The following is a 17,927-nucleotide window of genomic DNA, read 5'->3' on the forward strand; positions in this document are numbered from 1 at the left end:
CCGTACGCTAGAACCTCACGTCGGCGTGAGGTGCAAATCGGGAACAGCCAGGAGGGGCGATGCGTATCGGAAAGGTCGCCGAACGCGCGGGGGTCAGCGTCCGCGCGCTGCGCTACTACGAGGAGCAAGGGCTCGTCGTCGCCGCCCGCGGCGCCGGGGGCCAGCGGGACTACTCCGATTCGGACGTCGAGCGGGTGAAGTTCATCCAGCTCCTCTACGCGGCCGGGCTGCCCAGCAAGGCGATCCTGCACATCCTGCCGTTCCTGGACACCCTCGTCGCGACACCGGAGATGACGCAGCGGCTCACGGAGGAACGGGACCGCATCCAGGCCCGACTGCACGATCTGACCCGGGCACGCGACCGCCTCGATGAGCTGATCAGCCTTGCCGCCCAGTACACGGAATCATCGACGGCACAGTGTCCACCGCGTGCACGCTCCCGCCCGACCGGGGCCTCCTACATCGCTACCGGATCGCCCTGAAAATGACGCCCCGGGCCTGTCTGTCGCCAAACGATGGCGAGCTCAAGCGGTCAGCGCATCACCGCTGTTCAGGAGGTCAGCGTAGACCTCTGCCGGAGTGCGGTACCCGTGGGTCTTGCGTGGGCGATGGTTGAGCTCATGGGCGATGGCGTCCAGGTCGCCTGGCTGAACGTGCGGAGGTCCGCGCCCTTGGGCAGGTACTGCCGAAGCAGTCGGTTGGTGTTCCCGTTGGTGCCGCGCTGCCACGGGCTGCGCGGCTTGCAGAGGTAGATCGGCATCCCGGTCCCGGCGGTGATGGCCTGGTGCTCGGCCATCTCCCGGCCCCGGTCCCAGGTGAGCGTCCGCCGTAGCTGGGGCGGGATGCCGAGGAGACTCCTGGTGAGGTGCGGAGTGACCTGCTCAGCCTTGATGCCGTCCGGCAGCGCGACGATGGCCGTGTAGCGGCTGGTGCGCTCGACGAGCGTGGCGACCGCAGAGGGCCGGGTGCCCATCACGAGGTCGCCCTCCCAATGGCTGGGTACCTTGCGGTCCTCGACTTCGGCGGGGCGGGCCGTGATGGACACCATGCCGCGGATGATCCCCCGCCCGGTGGGCCGGCGGGCGATCTTCGGTCGGCGCATGGGTCTTCCTGACCGCAGCCGCTGGGTGAGGCTGCGGTCGATCGCCTGACGCCGGCGAGGGTCGTAGAGCGAGAGGTAGATCGCTTCGTGCGAGATCTGCATGGAGGCGTCACCAGGAAACTGCCGTCGCAGCCATCCTGCGATCTGCTCGGGTGACCAGCACAGAGCCAGCTTGGTTTCCACCAGGGCGCGCAGAGCGGGCCGTTGGGCGAGCTTGACCTGCTTGGGTCGGCGCCCGCGCTCGTAGGCAGCCGCATCGGCCGAGGCGGCTCGGTAGCGGTCCCGGCCGCCGTTGCGGGCGACCTCGCGGGAGACGGTCGAAGGGGATCGGCCCAGCCGCTTGGCCAGTTGCCGGGCCGATTCCCCGGCGGCGATACCGCGGGATATCTCCTCGCGCTCGCTGCCGCTCAGATGCCGCTCTGACCGCTTCTGCGGGGTGAGGCGGACGCCGCCGCTCTGGTACAGGAAACGGCGGGCGTGCTGCATCGGTGCCCCGAGTGCCCGCCCGATCAAGCTGAACGACTGCCCCTCGCGCCAGCGTCTCCAGACCTCATCCTGCTGAGCCGGTGAAAACCCGTAGTCACGCACCTGTGCCTCCACGATCACATGATCATCCGAAGGTGGTGCGTTGATCACTTGAGGGTGCCATCGTTTGACGACAGGGAGCCGATGCGTCCAATGAACCCATGGAATCCGGGGGTTCGCGGCGGCGCGAATCCAATCAGATCCGATGGTGATTGCTGACAGGGTTTGACGACAGATAGGGTCCGATCCTCCGTACGGAAGGAGCCCCTCGGTGGCGAACCTGGTCTACAAGCGGGTCTCGACCGACCAGCAGTCCACCGCCCGGCAGGACCTCGTCCTGGAGGAGGCCGGGATCGAGGACCCGGTCGTCTTCGAGGAGGACCCGGGCACCTCCAGCCGCCTCCACCCTCTTCAGCGGCCGAAGTTCGGCGAGCTGCTGACGTACGCGCGGCCGGGCGACACCGTGCACATCTCCGAGATGTTCCGCCTCGTGCGCGGCAACCAGCACATCCTCGACGTGCTCGACGTCCTCCACCGCGACCGTCTCGCCCTGCGCATCCACGACGGCGCGTTCTCCGCGATGGACCTCACCGCCCGCCACCCGCGTACCGGCGAGCTGCTGTCCACCGTGAAGTTCATGGTGCAGACCCTCGCCGCCGCCGGCGAACTCCAGCGCGACCTCCAGCGGGAGCTGACCTATGACGGGCTGCGCGCCGCCGAGGCCAAGGGCGCGAAGGGCGGGCGCCGCCCCGCCGTGGCGGCCACGAAGACTGCCGACGTGCGCACCGCGTACCTGGAAGGCCGCTCGATCGCCGCCCTCGCCCGCGACCACGGCGTCAGCCGCGGTGCGATCCGTACTGCCGTCGCCGACCTCCTGCCCGAGTACACGGCCACCGACCCGGACACCCCGGCCCCGGAACTGCCGGTCGGAGCGTGTCTGAAAGATCGTGTAAGTCCGTGATGTGGCAGGCTGGCCGTGGCTCTGACCTGGGCCTTTGACCAGCCGGGACGGACGGACATGAACGACAACGAGATCCTGGCCGTCGGACCGGTCGAGGACGAGCTCGTGGATGAGGTCGTCGAGCGGTTGATGGACCGCGCCGACGCCTCGGGTGCTGCCCTGCTGGGTGAAGGCGGGCTGCTGACCGAGGTGACCCGGGCCGTGCTGGAGCGGGCCCTGGACGCGGAGATGACCGACCACCTCGGATACGAGAAACACGATCCCGCGGGCCACGGCTCGGGCAACAGCCGCAACGGCACATCGCGCAAGACGGTGCTGACCGATGCGGGGGCGGTCACACTGGCCGTTCCGAGGGACCGTGACGGGTCGTTCGAACCGCAGTTGGTGCCCAAGCACGCCAGGCGGCTCGCGGGCTTCAACGAGCAGGTCCTGTCGCTGTACGCACGCGGCATGTCGGTGCGCGACATCCGCTCGCACCTGGCCGGCATGTACGGCGTCGAGGTCTCACCGGACTTGATCAGCAAGGTCACCGACGCTGTCACCGATGAGCTCGACGCATGGCGGAACAGACCGCTGGACGCGGTCTGGCCGATCATCTACATCGACGCGCTGTGGGTGAAGATCCGCTCCGGATCCGTGGCCTCCCGGCCGGTCTACCTGGCCGTCGGGGTGGACATGGACGGCTGCAAGGACGTGCTCGGCCTGTGGGCCGGCGACGAGGGCGAAGGCGCCACGACCTGGATGACCGTGCTGTCCGAGCTCCGTAACCGCGGGGTCGAGGACGTGTGCATCGTCGCCTGCGACGGGCTGAAGGGCCTGCCCGACGCGGTCACTGCGACCTGGCCCAAAGCCACCGTTCAGACATGCGTGATCCACTTGATCCGTGCCTCGCTGAGATTCGCCTCCAAACAGCACCACGCAAAGCTGGTCACGGAGTTGAAGGCCATCTACACCGCCCCGACCGAGCAGGCCGCCGAGCAGGCCCTCGCCGACTTCACCGCAGGCGAGCTGGGCCAGCGGTATCCCGCGATCGTGCGGACCTGGCAGGCCGCGTGGAGCGAATTCACCCCCTACCTCGCCTTCCCGCCGGAGATAAGGAAGGTCGTCTACTCGACGAACCTGATCGAGTCGATCAACGCGCGGCTGCGGAAAGCCACCCGCAACCGCGGACACTTCCCCTCCGAGCAGGCCGCGTTGAAGGTGCTCTACCTCGCCATCCGTGAGCAGGTCACCCCCAGAGCGCGCGATGTCAACCACGTCGCGGCACACTGGAAGAAGGCACTGAACCAGTTCTCACTCTTCTTCGAGGACCGGCTCAACCCCAAGTGAAAATCGAGGACTTACACAAAGTTCCGTACACGCCCGCCGGTCGTCCTCGACATTGTGCTTGCCGAATACCTCGTCCGTGCAGGTCACGCGGCATGCTTGTATTCGTGGAGGATGCCGCCGAGGCGATCGTGTCTGCCGACGTTGAGGTGGGCTAACGTGTCCGGGTCGTCGATCGGTGGGGGCAAGGGGTGTAGCGGTCTGGCGTTGGCGATGCCTTGGTGTGGTCGGTGTCCGTTGTAGAACTGCTCGAACTCGCGCAGGGTGTGGAGGAGATGTCGCTGGTTCCAGATCAAGGTCCGGTCCAGGAGCTCGCGGCGGCAGGCCTGTATCCACCTTTCCGTGATCGAGTTCATCCTTGGCATCTGGATGCCGCTGAGGACGACTTCGATCCCTGCGTCCTTGAGGACGGCATCGAAGAGGTCGGGGAACTTCCCGTCCCGGTCTCGGATCATGAATTGTGCCCGGCAGCTGAGGTCTTCGAGGTCCATGACGAGGTTCTTCGCCGCTTGCGCTACCCAGGATGCGCTCGGATGCGCGGTGGCGCCCAGGATCCGGATCCGGCGACTGCCGTGTTCGATCACCACGAGCACGTACATCCGTACCCCCGACAGGGTGACTGTTTCTATGAAGTCGCAGGCCAGCAGGGCATCAGCCTGGCCGCGAAGGAAGCTGGCCCAGGTACTGGAGTTCCGCTCGGGCGCTGGGTCGATGCCGGCCTCCTTCAAGATCTCCCACGGGGCACGGGTAGTAGTGACGTCCAACGTGACGCGCGGTCGCAGCGCAGCGTGATCTCTCCAACTCATCGGAATCCCTCTTGCCCCGCGTCGTCGCCCGTCATTTACTTGGCACCCGATATTTTCGCCCCGAACACGTTTCCTGGTGGTGCCAGTTCTTCTGGAACCAATCCAAACGATGCGTCGAGTCCAACCGGGACGAGAAACAGTTCCACAGAAATGCCATCGACGATTCGCAGATACACCGAACCCGATACTTCCGGAATCTCCGTCGTCCTCGTGGCCCCGGCAGATTCGGCGGCTGCGACGTGGTTGATAAATTCCGACCGATCCCGGTACCCCATCGCGACATTCATCATACCTTGATCGCTGAGGAGATAGTCCGGCGCTGGTTCCTTCGGGGTAGGCGATTCGTACTGCACCACCTCCAGCAGAACGTCGCCAGCCATGAACACGGCGCAACCGCTTTGCGCCCCCTCTAGGCCCCACAACTTCTCGTGCTCCGGCCGATGGATTGCGTCCGGTTCGATCTCGGTGAAGCCGAAGACTTCACCAAAATAGATCCGCGCGCGGTCGAGGTCCGAGACCGAAACCGCGGCATAGGACAAGGCCGGCTGGGGACTGTACGACCCTGCCAACGCCGCCGGCAGAGACGGATCCTCTTCCATGATCTCCACGATCGTGTCCGCGCCGGGCTCGCGGAAGCAGACGCGGCGATAGCCGTTGGAATCCATCGGCTCGGTCATCGTCACGTACCCGGCTTGACTCAGGTACCGCATGGTGAGGTCGAAGTCGGGGACCACTATGCCGAACCGCGTCCAACCCAGATCTGAAGGTAGCCAGTCATCCCGCCTCGGCCGCTGAGGTGGGCTCGTGTGATGGAAAAGCTCGATCTGCCCACCGAACTCTTGGCGCCCGACAAGCCACCACAGCATGACGTGTGCGTCGTCACCCGTTGGCAGTTCCTGTAGACGCGACACGTGTGCCCCCCATCGCGGTCGGCCACCCGCATTCAAAAATCCCAGGACTTCGACAAACGCCCTGATGCTGCGGGGCATGTCGGATGTGCACAGTGCGACCTGAACAAGTTTCGTCACTCTTCGACTCCTGTGTTCATTGCGATTTAAACTCAGTCTTGCTGGATCCACCAGTGAAGTACTCGGTCCTTGAACTTGTCTGCTATCCAGAGCATGAGCAAGGCGCAGACCGACAGGACGATGATCACAGCAAATACCATGCTTGTGTCCGCCGCATTGGTTGCTGTGGTGATGAGACGTCCCATTCCAGTGGTGCCGGTGAGAATCTCGCCGGTGACGACCGAGATGATCGCGAAGCTGAGGGCAATTGGAAGGCTCGACAGCGTCCACGCCAAGGAATACGGGAACCGCACTCGCCACATGATATCCCACCCAGATGCACCAAGCAGCCGGGCGTTGTGCCGAACGTGCGCGTCGACTGTCCTTGCGCCTTCATATGCGTCGAATAGTGCCACAAAGAAGACCACAAGGAAGGCGATAACAATCGAACTCTGAAGGCCTATGCCGAATATGACCACCACGATTGGGATCAAGGCAACTCGCGGGACCGCGTTGAGTGCAACGACGAAGGGCCGGAACACTGCACCGGCGAAGTCGAAACTCCCCAGGACGAGGCCCAACATGCCTCCGATACTCATTGCGATCGCTAGTCCAATCACAGAAGCAAGGAAGGTGGGCAGCAGGTACTCCCAGACCGCGGGTGTGCCTTCACGACCGAGGAGGAGATTCACCAAGCTCGTGTATACGTGTGTTGGCGAGCTGATAAAGCAGGGATCGAGGAATCTCCATTCCGAAGCTCCGTCGATCTGGGGAATGAACTGCCACGCCGCCAAGATGCATGCGGCAACCATCACCTGCGTTGCTGGGACCATCAACTTTGACCGGGTCGTGCCCCGACGCTAGCGGACGGCGAGTTTGTCGTCCCTCGTGGCGACGGCCCGGTGGCGCTTGAGCCGGTTGATCCCGCACTCGACCGCGTGCCGCTGTTTGTAGTCGTCCTTGTCGAACGCCGGCGGCCGCCCGCCGCGCGAGCCGCGCTTGAGGCGGTTGCCGACCCGGCCGGAACCGGGATGGTGGCTTTGATCCCGCGTCTGCGCAGGTAGGAGCGATTGCCGCGGGAGTGGTACGCCTTGTCGGCCCGCACCCGGTCCGGGCGCTTGCGCGGCCTGCCGAGCCCCAGCCTCGGAACTCGGATGGCTTCCCGGACCGCTTCGAACTGCGGGGAGTCGCCCCGCTGCCGGCCGTGATCACGACGGATAAGGGCTTCTGCCCCTGTTCGACCGCGAGGTGGATTTCACTGGTCAGTCCGCCGCGCGAGCGTCCAAGGCCATGGTCGGCTGGCTCGACGAAGATCCCGCCGGGCGGTTCCTTCTGGAGGTCCCCCTTTTCGCCGCTCCCGCGGCCCGGCCAGTCGTCCAGGCGGCCGGGGCCCAGGGCGGCGGGCCGCCGCTCACGCACCAGGCGGCCCAGCCGGTCGGCGGCGGCACGCGCGCGCGGGCGGTCGGGGACGCAGGACGACGCCGACCTGCGCTGGCTTCGTCTGGCCGCCTCGCACCTGAACGAGGTCGAGCGGGTGCGCGTCTGCCCGGACGGAGGAAGTGGATCAGCGCATGTGGATGCCGCCGTCAACGACGAGGACCTGCCCGGTGAGTGCCTGTGCGCCGTCCGAAGCGAGGAAGGCGACGGTACTGGCGGTGTCTTCGGGGAGGAGAGGGCGCTTCATGGCCTGTCTGGTCACGACTGCCTCGATCGCTCCGTCCTCGACGACAGAGCGTGCCAGCGGGGTGTCTGTGAGGCCGGGTGCGACGGCGGTTACGGAGATGCCCTCGCCGCCGTAGGTGACGGCGAGGGTGCGCATGACGCCTAGCATTGCGGCCTTGCTGGTCACGTAGGGGAGGAAGCCCCCGTTCGGCGGTGTCCACTGCCCGTCCGAGGAAATGAAGACGATGCGGCCGAAACCGCGGGAGGCCATCCCCGGGGTGAACGCCCGCGCCAGCCACAGTGCCGACTCCACGTTCACCGCCATCAGTGTGCGCCAGCGGTCCAGGTCGAACTCGGACAAGGGCATCGGATCGACGAGGGCGGCGCCGTGCACCAGGACGTCGCAGCGTCCATAGCGTGCCAGGACCTCGGCTGCCGCTTGCCTCGCCGACGACTCCGACGCCAGATCGCAGGAGATCTCCGATCTGCGGCCCAGGACGACCGTGCGATGCCCGGTAGCTTCGAGCGCTGTGACGATGGCGGACCCGATCGCGCCCGAGCCGCCCGTGACTACTGCTATCCGCTGCTCATTCGCCATCTGTGGCGCCTTTCCGTGGTGTGGGAGCCGCAATCGAAGCGGTCTCCTCGAGTGGCTGACCGACGGCGGCGGGGCCGGACCGGCCGCGGTTCGGGGACCGGTCACCCGGTCCCCGAACCGATCGCTCCCGCGGTATTCCTGCCGCGCTGTCGGGGAATCAGCAGGAGCTTGCCGGTAGTTTTGCGTGACTCCAGGTCGGCGTGTGCCTGAGCTGCCTGCGCCAGCGGGTAACGGCCGCCGACCCGGACGACGAGTTCGCCCTTCTCAACCATGGCGAACAGCTCAGCGGCACGCGCCGTGAGTTCCTCATGCGTACGGATGTGATCGGGGAGAGTTCCGTAGGTGAGGCGGGTGCTGCGCGGGATCTCGTTCATGGCGATGGTCGGCACGTCACCGATCAGCGGACCGTAGAACACCAGCGTGCCGTGCGTGCGCAGTACCTGCAGCGACGCGGAGAACGTCGGGCCGCCCGCACCATCGAACACCGCGTGCACCCCCTCCCCGCCCGTCAGCTCCCGCACCGGGTCGACGAACGCACCCGCGGTGGAGACCACGACGTGGTCCGCGCCGGCCGCCTCGGCGATCTCGACCTTCTCCGGCCGGGAGACCACTCCGATCACGCTGCCGCCACGCGCCTTGATCATCTGAGTGAGCAGCAGCCCGACGCCGCCAGCGGCGGCGTGCACGAGCGTGGCCTCCCCGGGCTGCACGGCGTGACAGACAGTGCAGTGGTGGTGCGCGGTCAGGCCCTGCAACAGCACAGCAGCGGCCGTCTCGTCATCAATGCCGTCGGGCACCGCGACGACCTTGTCCACGGGCAGCACGATCTGCTCCGCATAACTGCCGTGGGTCTCGATCGTCAGCCAGGCGACCCGCTGCCCCGGCGCGAACCCGCTCACGCCCTCACCGGCTTCCAGCACCACACCAGCGCCTTCCATCCCCGGCACCTCGGCCATCCGCCCCCGGCGGATCCCGACGTCGAAGAAGTTCACGCCGGCCACCCGGACGCTCACCAGTACTTCTCCCGGACCAGGACGAGGTGCCGGCTGTTCCTGCAGCTCCAGCACGTCCGGTCCGCCTGCTTCTGTGACAACTATCGCTCTCATGCGGCCGAAACTAGACAGCCAAAAATGTACCTGCAAGTACACTTCTCGCATGACCACGAGGAAGGGCGCGGCAACCCGTCAGCGCATCGTCGAAGCCGCGGCGGCCGAGATCCGCGAGCGAGGTGTGAACGCCACCACACTCGACGACGTGGGCAGCCGCAGCGGCACCGGGAAAGGGCAGATCTTCCACTACTTCCCGCAAGGCCGGGAGGAGCTTTTGCTCGCCGTCGCCACACACGAAGCGGACCGGGTGTTCGACGGCCAGCAGCCCTACCTCGACGACCTCACCTCGCGCGCGGCGTGGGAGGCTTGGCGCGACCTCATCGTCAGGCAGTACCGCGACCAGGGGCTGTACTGCCCGCTCGGCGTGCTGATCTCCGACGTGGGCCGCCACAGCCCGGCCTCGCAGGCCATCGCGGCCCAGCTGGTGCGGCGTTGGCAGGAGTGTGTCCGAGCCGGGGTCAAGGCGACGCAGGCGGCCGGCGAGGCCGACCCCGGGCTGGACGCCGACCGCACCGCCGCGGCCATCATCGGCAGCATCCAGGGGGGTGTCACCGTCCTGCTCTCCACCGGCTCGACAGAACACCTGGAAGCCGGACTGAACTTCTGCCTCGACCGCCTACTGCTCTGAGCTTGACTCTGTCGGGGATCTTGGTGCCGCCAAGGTCAGCTGCCCAGGGTTCGCCAGGACTTCGGCCGGGGTATCTCGCGCTGGTCGAGGTAGTTCTGGAAGGCAGTCGGTCGGCGGGGCGTGGGGGCTTCTTCGGTTGATGGCAGTCCGCTGAGGCGCTCGATGTTGACGGCGATGGCCGTCAGGACGTGCTGGATGTGGGCCTTCCCCTGTCCTCGGTAGCGGCAGCGTCGCATGCCATATCCTGTGCCGCTCGAAAAGTCATCGCTGCACGTCATGCCGCATGTCTGTATTCGTTGATGAGGCCGCCGAGGATCCGGGTGCGCAGGACTTTATGGATGTGGAGGTCATACGCCGCGGCGGGTTGTTCATGAGCGTCGGGTGGGAGCTGGCAGCGGGCCTGATGAGGTCGGTGCTCGTTGTAGTGCCGCTCGTAGGCGGCGAGGACGTGGCGCGCGTGGGCCTCATTCATGATCAGGACGTGGTCGAGGGCTTCGCGTCGGATGCTGCCGATGATGCGTTCACAGTGCGCGTTCGTGCGGGGAGCTTGTGGCGCACTTTTGAGGATCTCCATCTCAGCGCGGCACGAACGAGAACACCAACGGCCTGCTGCGGCAGTACTTCCCCAAGGGCACCAACCTGTCCGTCCACACCGCATGCGACCTCCGCGTCGCGCATCAGCTCAACCAGCGCCCTCGACTCGTCCTTGGCGACAAGACCCCAGCCGAGGTCATGCGAGAATGCCTCACAGGCCCATTGACCAGGTGATTCGCAACCACCGATAGAAACCGCCCGCGGTCGAGGGGGCGGTTCTGCCATTCGGCCATGCCGTCCATGACCTTGTCGGTGATGGTGGAGATGGTCTGCTTGGACACCTCCGCGCCGTAGACCTCGGCCAGGTGAGCGGAGATCTCCCCGTGCGTGAGCCCCTTCGCAGACAGGGAGAGCACCATCTCGTCCACGCCGGTCAGGCGGCGCTGCCGCTTCTTGACGATCTGCGGCTCGAAGGTGCCGGCGGTGTCGCGAGGCACCCTCACCTCTACCGGGCCGACGTCCGTCAGTACGCTCTTGGCCCGGGTGCCGTTGCGGCTGTTGCCGCTGTTCCGGCCCGTCGGCTCGTGCTTCTCGTAGCCGACATGGTCGGTGATCTCGCCCTCCAGGGCGGACTCCAGCACCCGCTTGGTCAGCTGCTGCAACAGCCCGCCCTCGCCGGTCAGCTGCAGTCCCTCGTTCCGGGCTCGGTCAACCAGCATCGCAACGAGCTGCTCGTCCGACACCGCACTCGACGATGCCTGAACCACCTGCTCGGCCTGCTCGTTCTCCACGGCGGTCTCCGTCATCAGACCCATCTCCTTGATCATCAGATCCGCCGTTGATTAGACACTCCCATCATCCGCTGTGTGCCGCTGCTTGGCCGGCGCGTCCAGTGGCCCGCAGGGGGCGGCTGTCCGGGCGTCAGGAATCGCTGGGGCCGTCGGGCAGTATTCGTTGCAGCCCCGTTGCGATAACTGTCGCGGTATCGAGGTCCGGATCGAGCGCCGCGTTGATGATGACGCCGTCGATCAGCGTCATCGCGAGCACCCCGAGCGCTGTGGGATCTGCCGTTGTGGGCCCGCAGAAGCGAAGGAGCAGGCCGCCTAGTTCGCGATGGGCACGGCGCAGGGCGGCGAGTCGCCGTACGGCCAGCTCCGGGTCTCGTGCTGCGACGATGGAGAATTCGACGTTCGCCAGGAACCATCCGCGGCGCTGGCGGATGGCGCCGGCGAGCCATGAGCCGATGGCCCGGCCTACCTCGTCTCGCCCCATGCGCTCCGGCTCGATGTGTCGCCACTCGCCAGGCAGGGACTCGGCCCGCTGCTCAGCCAGCACGAGGAACAGCTCCTCCTTGCTGCTGAAGTTGCCGTACACAGCACCCTTGGTGAAACCCGCGTCTGCGGCGATGGCCTCCAGTGACGCGGCTCCGAAGCCCACGTCGCAAAACTTTTCGTACGCCGAATGCAGCAGCGCGACCCGCGTCTCGCGGCGCCTCCGCTCCCGGCTCGACTCAGGGGCTTGACGACTAGGCGCATTCATATACTGTTCGTATCACGGATACGGCCCGTATGTGAAATACCGATCGTACATGAGCGGGCGCGGCTGTCCGCCTTCCCTCAATCGGAGGCTTCCGATGACAACCACTTCTTCCCCCGGCCGTGTGGCCATCGCGGCGACGCTCGGCGTCGTCACCGCGGCGCTGTTCGCCTACTCGACGCTGGAGACGATGCTGTCGCCGGCCCTGCCCGCGATCCAGCATGCGGTGGGTGCTTCGACATCGGCGATCGCCTGGGTTTTCACCGGGTTGCTGCTGGCCGGGGCGGTCTCGACCCCGCTGGTGGGACGCCTGGGCGATATCCGCGACAAACGGACCGTCCTGCTGGGCGTGCTGGCGGTCGTCGCTCTCGGCACCCTGGTCGCCGCCCTCGCCACGAACGTCGCCCTGCTGACCGCCGGGCAGGTCCTGCAGGGCGTGGGGCTGAGTCTGGTCCCGCTCTCGGTGGGCATCATCCGCGATACCCAGCCCGCCCGTCGCATCGCTGCGGGCAACGGGCTGATCGTGGGAACGGCAGCGTCGAGCACCGCGGTCGGACTCGTGGTCGCGGGTCCGATCCTCGAAGTCCTGCCCTACACCTGGCTGTACTGGATCCCCTTCGCGGTGATCGTCGCGGCGTTCGTGGTGGCGTGGGCCGTCGTCCCCTCCTGTCCGCCTGCCCGGCGTGGCCGGATCGACTCGGCCGGGGCCGTCCTGCTTGCCTTGGGACTCGCGCTGCTGCTGATTGGGATCTCGCGCTCGTCCAAGGTGGGCTGGGGATCGCCGCTGGTGCTGAGCCTGGTTGTGGCCAGTGTGGCGGTGCTGGGCGTGTTCGCCGCGGTGGAGTTGCGCACCAGCGAACCCCTGGTAGACCTGCGCCTGCTGGCCACGCGTGCGGTGCTGCTGACCTGCGCCGTGGCGTTCGTGGTCGGTTTCGGCACGTTCGCTGTCTTCGTTCTGGTGCCAATGCTGGTGGAGCTGCCGAAGACGACCGGCTACGGGCTCGGCGGCTCGGCCCTGTCGACCGGGCTCTACCTCGTGCCGCTGGGCATCGTCGGTACGGCCGTCGCTCCGCTCACCGGCCGGCTTGAGCGAGCGATCGGCACTCGAGGCGTGATGCTCACCGGCACCACGGCGATGGTCGCCGCCGCGCTCGTGCTCCTCGCGGCTCCCGGCCGTCCGTGGCTGATCCTCATCTCCACGGCGCTGGCGGGCCTGACCGTCGGCTTCGGTCTGACGGGGGCGATGAACATCGTGGTCGCGACGGTACCCGAAGACCGGACGGCCAGCGTCAGCGGACTCGCCTTCGTGGTCAAGAGTGTCGGCGGGGCTCTCGGCGCCCAGCTGGGCGCTGTCATGCTGGCACGGTCCACCGCTCCCGAGACGGAGCTGCCCGCCTGGTCCGGCTTCCGGTCGGCCTTCTTGCTCGCCGCCGCGGTGAGTATGGCCGCGGTGCTGCTCAGCATCGCGCTGCCCTCCCGTATGCCCCGCGTCACGCCCTCCGCCACCACTACGGTCGGAGAGCCGGCATGAGGACGCCCCCCGGCCTCACGGACCTCGACGCCGTTCTCGAACGAGCCACCCTGGGCCACACCGTGGCCGGAGCATCGGTCTGCCTGATCGACAGCACGACGAACTGCGCGTCGGTCGGCCTGAAACGGGTGGGCACAGCGGCTCCGGTCGACCCGCACACACTGTTCCCGCTCGGATCAGTGACCAAGATTGTCGTGGCCACCGTGGCCTGCCAGCTGGTGGCGGAGGGCAAACTCGCCCTCGATGCTCCCGTTGCCTCTCTCGTACCAGAGCTTCACACGCTCGGCGCCCGCGGTGCCGCGATCACGGCGCGCATGTTGCTGTCCCATACCTCGGGGCTGGCTGACGCCTGGGACGGCTCCGCCTCGCTGACCGAGCTGCTCGGAACCTCGCACGGGGCTGCCGCCCCGGCCGCGCCTGGCGAGGGCTTCTCCTACAGCAATACCGGGTACGTGGTACTCGGCCAGCTCATTGAGAAGCTCACCGGCCTTAGCTGGATGGAGGCCGCACAGCGGGCGATCCTGCGTCCGGCCGGGATCTCCTCCGCCGTCTTCACCGCACCGGGAGGCGCGGCAACCGGGCATGTCCTCGGCGACGACGGCGCGCTCGTGCCCGGCGACCTGTGGCCTCCGGTCGGCCCGCTCTTCGGGCCGGCAGGCGCCACCATGCACGCGACCGCCGTGGACACGGCACGACTTGTGCTTGCCTGCGCAACCGGCCGTACCCAGGACGGACGCGAACTGCTACCCGAGTGGATGGTCGACGAGATGCTCCGCCTGCATGCCCCGATCCCCGGCGCGCCGCTGCATTTCCGAGGTTGGGGACTGGGCTGGGCCCTTCCCGTCGCGGGACCCTCCCGGTCGGTCGAGCACATCGGCGGGACGAGCGCGTTCATCCACGTCGAGGCCAACAGGGGTGTCGCACTGGCCGTGCTGACCAACTTTCCGGAGGGTTGGGCCTTCGGGGAGGAGGTCCTGCGCGAGGCCCTCGGGTATCACCGCCCCGCGCTCCCGACCGGTCCTGGCCCCGCTTACGCGGACCGATACGTCGGCGAGTACGCCTCACCCGCGTTTGGCGTCACGGTGCGCGCCGCCCGGGACGGCCGCCTCCTGATTACCAGCCCCCTCACCGGCCGGGAAACCGACCTGCACCACCAAGAAGATGACTCCTTCTGGGCCGATTTCGGCGCCCTGGAAACCGAGGTGAGCTTCATGGACTTCGACCACGGCCGGGCCGGCCGCCTGCACACCGCGCTCCGGATGCTGCGTCGTGTCAGCTGAGCGCCCCGGAACCGACGTCGTTGTGATCGGTGCGGGCATCATCGGCGCGCTGATCGGCCGGGAACTCGCCGGGCGGGGGCTCGGGGTCGTGCTCCTGGACCCTGAGCCGGGCCGCGGTGCCTCAATCGGGAACGCGGGCATGATTGTTCCCAGCTTCACCAGGCCCATGGCCGATCCCGCAACTCTGTGGGAGGGCTTGCGCGCTATGACCGGCGGGGACCCTCTGCTCACCGTTGGCTCGCTGTCTCCGGCAGTCCTGACGTGGCTGGCCCGATTCGCGGTCGCGGCCCGCCCGGGCCGGGCAGGCCGCAGCGCCGCGCGGCTGGTCGGCCCGGCACGCACCGCCGCAGACGAATACGCGAACCTCGCCGCGGAGACCGGCATTGACCTCAGCGTGGCCGGCGACGGGTGGCTCCAGGTGGCCCGCAGTCCGGCCGTTCTCCGACGAAGGCTGCTTTTGGCCCGTGCGCTGACGAAGAACGGTGTCGACCACGAGGTCCTCACCCAGGCCGAACTGCGGGCACGGGAGCCGGAACTCGGCCCGGACCTAGCCGGTGCGGTGTTCTTTCCCGGTGATTCCTCGCTGGATCCGGCCGCGGCGACACGCGCGGCACTGGTGGCCGCCGAACTCCGCGGCGTCATCATCCACAGCGCACGCGTCATCAGCCTGGTCCGCCGGCACGGCGAAGTCACCGCCGTGAAGACCGACCTCGGCGAGTTCAACGCCACCCACTACGTGCTGGCCAACGGCGCCGGACCACCAGGAGGACGAGGCGTCCAGCCGGGCTGGGGCTGGAGCATCGACGTGCCCGCCAAGCATCCACCGATCAGCACCCCACTGATGGGGCTCGACGACCACGTCGTGTGCAACCCCCTCCCAGACCGCATCCGGATCACCGGCGGCATGCGGATCGGCGGCACCCCGGAGGACCGCCACGACCACGCCGCCACCACCGCCATCCAGCAGGCCGCTGAACAGCTCGTCCCCGCGCTGCACGACCTGTGCGAGGGCACCATCACCATCACCCGCGCGGCCCGGCCGATGACCCCCAATGGCTTGCCGCGGGTGGCCAGGACCGGCCGCAACCTCATCACGGCCACCGGACACGGCACCCTCGGAATGACCCTCGCCCCGGCGACCGCAACCACAGTCGCCCAGCTGCTCGGACACGGAGGCCACCGCGCGGAGGTCTCGCGATGACATCGCCGATCACAGCAGGCCATCAGCTCCACACGGACGCGCTGGTCGCCGATGCCCACAACGACCTGCTCATGCTCGTCGTCCGCCGACCACCGCAGCTCTGGGCAACATACTTCCGCGACATCTGGTATCCGCAGCTACGCAAAGGCGGGGTAGATCTGCAGGTCCTGCCGATCTTCATCGACCATGAGTTCACCCCTGAGGGCGCGCTGCGCGAAAGTCTCCGGATGGTCGAAGCCGCACACCGAATCGCCGAGGGCAACCCAGACCTGGTCGCGCTGTGCCGCACGGGCGCCGAGATCGACACGGCCATCGAGTCCGGCCGCATGGCACTGGTCCTGGCGCTGGAGGGATGCCCACAGATCGACACCGACATCGAACTCCTGCAGACCTTCGCCCGCCTCGGCGTCCGGATCGTGTCCTTCACCCATTTCGGCCGGACCGCGCTGGCCGACGGATCCGGTGAAGACCTCACCGGCAGTCGCCTGACCCGCGCCGGCGTCGAAGCACTCGCACTGCTGGAATCCCTCGGCATGGCAATCGACGTCTCACATCTCGGAGCCACCGCAGTCGATCACGTGCTCGAACTGGCGACCCGTCCTGTCATCGCGACCCACTCCTCTTCCCGCAGTCTCCACGATCACCACCGCAACCTTTCCGACGATCACATACGTGGCATCGCTGCCACGGGCGGCCTCATCTGCGTGAACCTCTACGCCGGTTACCTCACCACCGAACCTCCGACGCTCGACCATGTCGTCGCGCACATCGAACACCTCACTGATCTTGCCGGCCCCACCAAGGTGGGAATCGGCAGCGACTTCGTTGCCGACCTGTTCGCGGAGAAGGTCCCGACCTGCGACCGACCACTGATCATCGAGGGCACCAACACCGAAATTCTCGTCCCCGGCCTCGAAGGACCATCGGGGCTTCCACTCGTCAGCCACGCACTGCTCACTGCCGGACATCATGAGAACGAGGTCCGAGGAATCGCCGGCTCCAACCTGGCTCGCTTCCTCGGTGCCACGCGCCACTGAACGGACAACGATGCTGCCCTACCTCGACACTGACCTTCTGCACAGGCTGCTGCCGTTCCCGCAAGCAATCAGCGTGCTGCGAAACACCCTCCAGGACGGACAGCCTGCCGTCACCGCACCACTGCGGACCGCCGCCGAAGCCCCTGGCGGGCATGTCCTCATCATGCCGGCGGCGGACCGAAATCTGTTCGGCGTCAAGATCGCCGGGGTCGCGCCGGACAACCCGGCGAAAGGCCTGCCCCGGATCACCGGCACCTACCTGCTCTTCGACGCCGATACCTTGCAGCCCGTCATCGCGATCGATGGCCCCGCCCTCACGCTGCTACGCACGGCCGCATTGTCCGCGCTCGCGGTTGATCTCCTCGCTCCTCGCGATATGACCCGGTTGCTGATCTTTGGCACCGGGCCACAAGCAGCGGCACACCTTCATGCTCTCCGCGCTGTCCGGCACTTGCAATCTGTTGCTGTCAGCGGCCGGACCCTCCAACAGGCGCGTGCGTTCGCCGCCGACCATGGGATCAATGTCGCCGGACCGGACGACCTCCTTCACGCTGATGTCGTCGCCTGCTGTACCAGTTCAACCACTCCGCTGTTCGACGGCCGGCACCTTTCGCAGCATGCGACCGTCATCGCAATGGGTTCGCACACACCCGACGCCCGCGAACTCGACAGCCACACCCTTCGGGGCGCACAGGTTGTCGTCGAAGACGTCCACACCGCCACCCGCGAAGCCGCCGACATCGCCGACGCACTCACTTCCGGCGACATCACCAACCCCCTGCCCCTCCACGAGATCGTGACCGGACGAACCCCAGTGCAAACCGACCGACGACGCGTCTTCCGATCCGTGGGCATGGCCTGGGAAGACCTAGTCATCGCCAAAGCAGCACTCACACAATGGAGGTCCATGCCGACGTGCACCTGAACGTTCCGACCCGCGTGCAGGTCTGTCAAACGATCGGCCCTGTGGCAGAGGGCGTTGAGAGGACGTTCGCGTCATCTAAGCGCCGGTTTGGGGCAGTCGGGCCGCGCCGGGATTCGCCTCGTACAGGCAGAACGGGCGGTACGTCTCTTCAGTTGGAGC

Annotated in this window: 17 protein-coding genes and 4 pseudogenes; 10 read left to right on the plus strand and 11 right to left on the minus strand. The window is 67.1% G+C overall.

The window, feature by feature from the left end:
* Positions 1-59: 59 nt before the first annotated feature.
* Entirely contained in the window at positions 60-482 is a 423-nt protein-coding gene (locus tag STRVI_RS30145; RefSeq protein ID WP_014059375.1) for a MerR family transcriptional regulator, read from the plus strand.
* Positions 483-524: 42 nt separating this feature from the next.
* On the opposite strand, the pseudogene STRVI_RS30150 reads toward STRVI_RS30145, so the two are convergent.
* Positions 525-1,690, minus strand: a pseudogene (locus tag STRVI_RS30150) (IS30 family transposase).
* 208 nt (positions 1,691-1,898) lie between these two features.
* Between STRVI_RS30150 and STRVI_RS30155 the strand changes: the two are divergent.
* Together STRVI_RS30155 and STRVI_RS30160 are read left to right on the plus strand one after the other, a co-directional pair.
* Positions 1,899-2,588, plus strand: coding sequence for a recombinase family protein (locus tag STRVI_RS30155; RefSeq protein WP_014059377.1), 690 nt, complete (start codon positions 1,899-1,901; stop codon positions 2,586-2,588).
* A 57-nt stretch (positions 2,589-2,645) separates the two neighbouring features.
* Positions 2,646-3,917 (plus strand): IS256 family transposase, encoded by a 1,272-nt coding sequence (locus STRVI_RS30160; RefSeq protein ID WP_014054022.1) that lies wholly within the window; start codon positions 2,646-2,648, stop codon positions 3,915-3,917.
* An 83-nt stretch (positions 3,918-4,000) separates the two neighbouring features.
* Here the strand turns inward: STRVI_RS30160 and STRVI_RS30165 are convergent.
* From STRVI_RS30165 to STRVI_RS30185, 6 genes and pseudogenes are all read right to left on the minus strand, one after another.
* Positions 4,001-4,651 (minus strand): annotated as a pseudogene (locus tag STRVI_RS30165) (integrase core domain-containing protein); the annotation flags it as partial.
* A gap of 104 nt (positions 4,652-4,755) precedes the next feature.
* Entirely contained in the window at positions 4,756-5,748 is a 993-nt protein-coding gene (locus tag STRVI_RS30170; RefSeq protein ID WP_150112931.1) for a hypothetical protein, read from the minus strand.
* 32 nt (positions 5,749-5,780) lie between these two features.
* The gene (locus STRVI_RS30175) at positions 5,781-6,419 is read right to left on the minus strand and encodes an ABC transporter permease (RefSeq protein WP_167543238.1); all 639 of its coding nucleotides are present in this window, start codon (positions 6,417-6,419) and stop codon (positions 5,781-5,783) included.
* Positions 6,420-6,559: 140 nt separating this feature from the next.
* On the minus strand, positions 6,560-6,946 hold the full coding sequence (locus STRVI_RS48935; RefSeq protein WP_123060295.1) for a transposase: 387 nt from the start codon (positions 6,944-6,946) through the stop codon (positions 6,560-6,562).
* A 345-nt stretch (positions 6,947-7,291) separates the two neighbouring features.
* The gene (locus STRVI_RS30180) at positions 7,292-7,987 is read right to left on the minus strand and encodes an SDR family NAD(P)-dependent oxidoreductase (RefSeq protein ID WP_014059382.1); all 696 of its coding nucleotides are present in this window, start codon (positions 7,985-7,987) and stop codon (positions 7,292-7,294) included.
* A gap of 101 nt (positions 7,988-8,088) precedes the next feature.
* Positions 8,089-9,093, minus strand: a complete 1,005-nt coding sequence (locus STRVI_RS30185) for a quinone oxidoreductase family protein (RefSeq protein ID WP_014059383.1) — start codon at positions 9,091-9,093, stop codon at positions 8,089-8,091.
* A 49-nt stretch (positions 9,094-9,142) separates the two neighbouring features.
* On the opposite strand from STRVI_RS30185, the gene STRVI_RS30190 reads away from it, so the two are divergent.
* On the plus strand, positions 9,143-9,724 hold the full coding sequence (locus STRVI_RS30190; RefSeq protein ID WP_014059384.1) for a TetR/AcrR family transcriptional regulator: 582 nt from the start codon (positions 9,143-9,145) through the stop codon (positions 9,722-9,724).
* A gap of 35 nt (positions 9,725-9,759) precedes the next feature.
* Here STRVI_RS30190 and STRVI_RS48940 read toward each other — a convergent pair whose 3' ends face one another.
* Positions 9,760-9,960, minus strand: a complete 201-nt coding sequence (locus STRVI_RS48940) for a transposase (protein WP_251982769.1) — start codon at positions 9,958-9,960, stop codon at positions 9,760-9,762.
* A gap of 38 nt (positions 9,961-9,998) precedes the next feature.
* Positions 9,999-10,292 carry an integrase core domain-containing protein gene (locus STRVI_RS30195; protein ID WP_353477086.1) on the minus strand — a complete coding sequence of 98 codons (294 nt, stop codon included), beginning with the start codon at positions 10,290-10,292 and terminating at the stop codon, positions 9,999-10,001.
* Here STRVI_RS30195 and STRVI_RS48945 point away from each other — a divergent pair.
* Positions 10,292-10,492 (plus strand): annotated as a pseudogene (locus STRVI_RS48945) (transposase); the annotation flags it as partial. The gene STRVI_RS30195 and the pseudogene STRVI_RS48945 sit on opposite strands and share 1 nt — an antisense overlap.
* Before the next feature lie 29 nt (positions 10,493-10,521).
* On the opposite strand, the pseudogene STRVI_RS30200 reads toward STRVI_RS48945, so the two are convergent.
* Positions 10,522-10,977 (minus strand): annotated as a pseudogene (locus STRVI_RS30200) (transposase); the annotation flags it as partial.
* A 202-nt stretch (positions 10,978-11,179) separates the two neighbouring features.
* A complete protein-coding gene (locus STRVI_RS46625) occupies positions 11,180-11,797 on the minus strand; it encodes a TetR/AcrR family transcriptional regulator (RefSeq protein WP_014059386.1) in 618 nt (205 codons plus the stop codon).
* Between the two features lie 94 nt (positions 11,798-11,891).
* Here STRVI_RS46625 and STRVI_RS30210 point away from each other — a divergent pair, with 94 nt between their 5' ends.
* Genes STRVI_RS30210 through STRVI_RS30230 form a run of 5 tightly spaced genes read left to right on the plus strand, consistent with a single transcriptional unit; the run spans position 11,892 to position 17,768 of the window.
* Positions 11,892-13,325, plus strand: a complete 1,434-nt coding sequence (locus STRVI_RS30210; RefSeq protein WP_014059387.1) for an MFS transporter — start codon at positions 11,892-11,894, stop codon at positions 13,323-13,325.
* The gene (locus tag STRVI_RS30215) at positions 13,322-14,605 is read left to right on the plus strand and encodes a serine hydrolase (RefSeq protein ID WP_014059388.1); all 1,284 of its coding nucleotides are present in this window, start codon (positions 13,322-13,324) and stop codon (positions 14,603-14,605) included. The genes STRVI_RS30210 and STRVI_RS30215 overlap by 4 nt, the downstream gene beginning before the upstream one ends.
* The gene (locus STRVI_RS30220) at positions 14,595-15,806 is read left to right on the plus strand and encodes an NAD(P)/FAD-dependent oxidoreductase (RefSeq protein ID WP_078505458.1); all 1,212 of its coding nucleotides are present in this window, start codon (positions 14,595-14,597) and stop codon (positions 15,804-15,806) included. The genes STRVI_RS30215 and STRVI_RS30220 overlap by 11 nt, the downstream gene beginning before the upstream one ends.
* Positions 15,803-16,843 carry a dipeptidase gene (locus STRVI_RS30225; protein WP_014059390.1) on the plus strand — a complete coding sequence of 347 codons (1,041 nt, stop codon included), beginning with the start codon at positions 15,803-15,805 and terminating at the stop codon, positions 16,841-16,843. Before STRVI_RS30220 ends, STRVI_RS30225 begins: the two co-directional genes overlap by 4 nt.
* A 10-nt stretch (positions 16,844-16,853) precedes the next feature.
* The gene (locus STRVI_RS30230; RefSeq protein ID WP_014059391.1) at positions 16,854-17,768 is read left to right on the plus strand and encodes an ornithine cyclodeaminase family protein; all 915 of its coding nucleotides are present in this window, start codon (positions 16,854-16,856) and stop codon (positions 17,766-17,768) included.
* Positions 17,769-17,927 lie beyond the last annotated feature (159 nt).

The organism is Streptomyces violaceusniger Tu 4113 (assembly GCF_000147815.2).
Lineage (GTDB): Bacteria > Actinomycetota > Actinomycetes > Streptomycetales > Streptomycetaceae > Streptomyces > Streptomyces violaceusniger_A.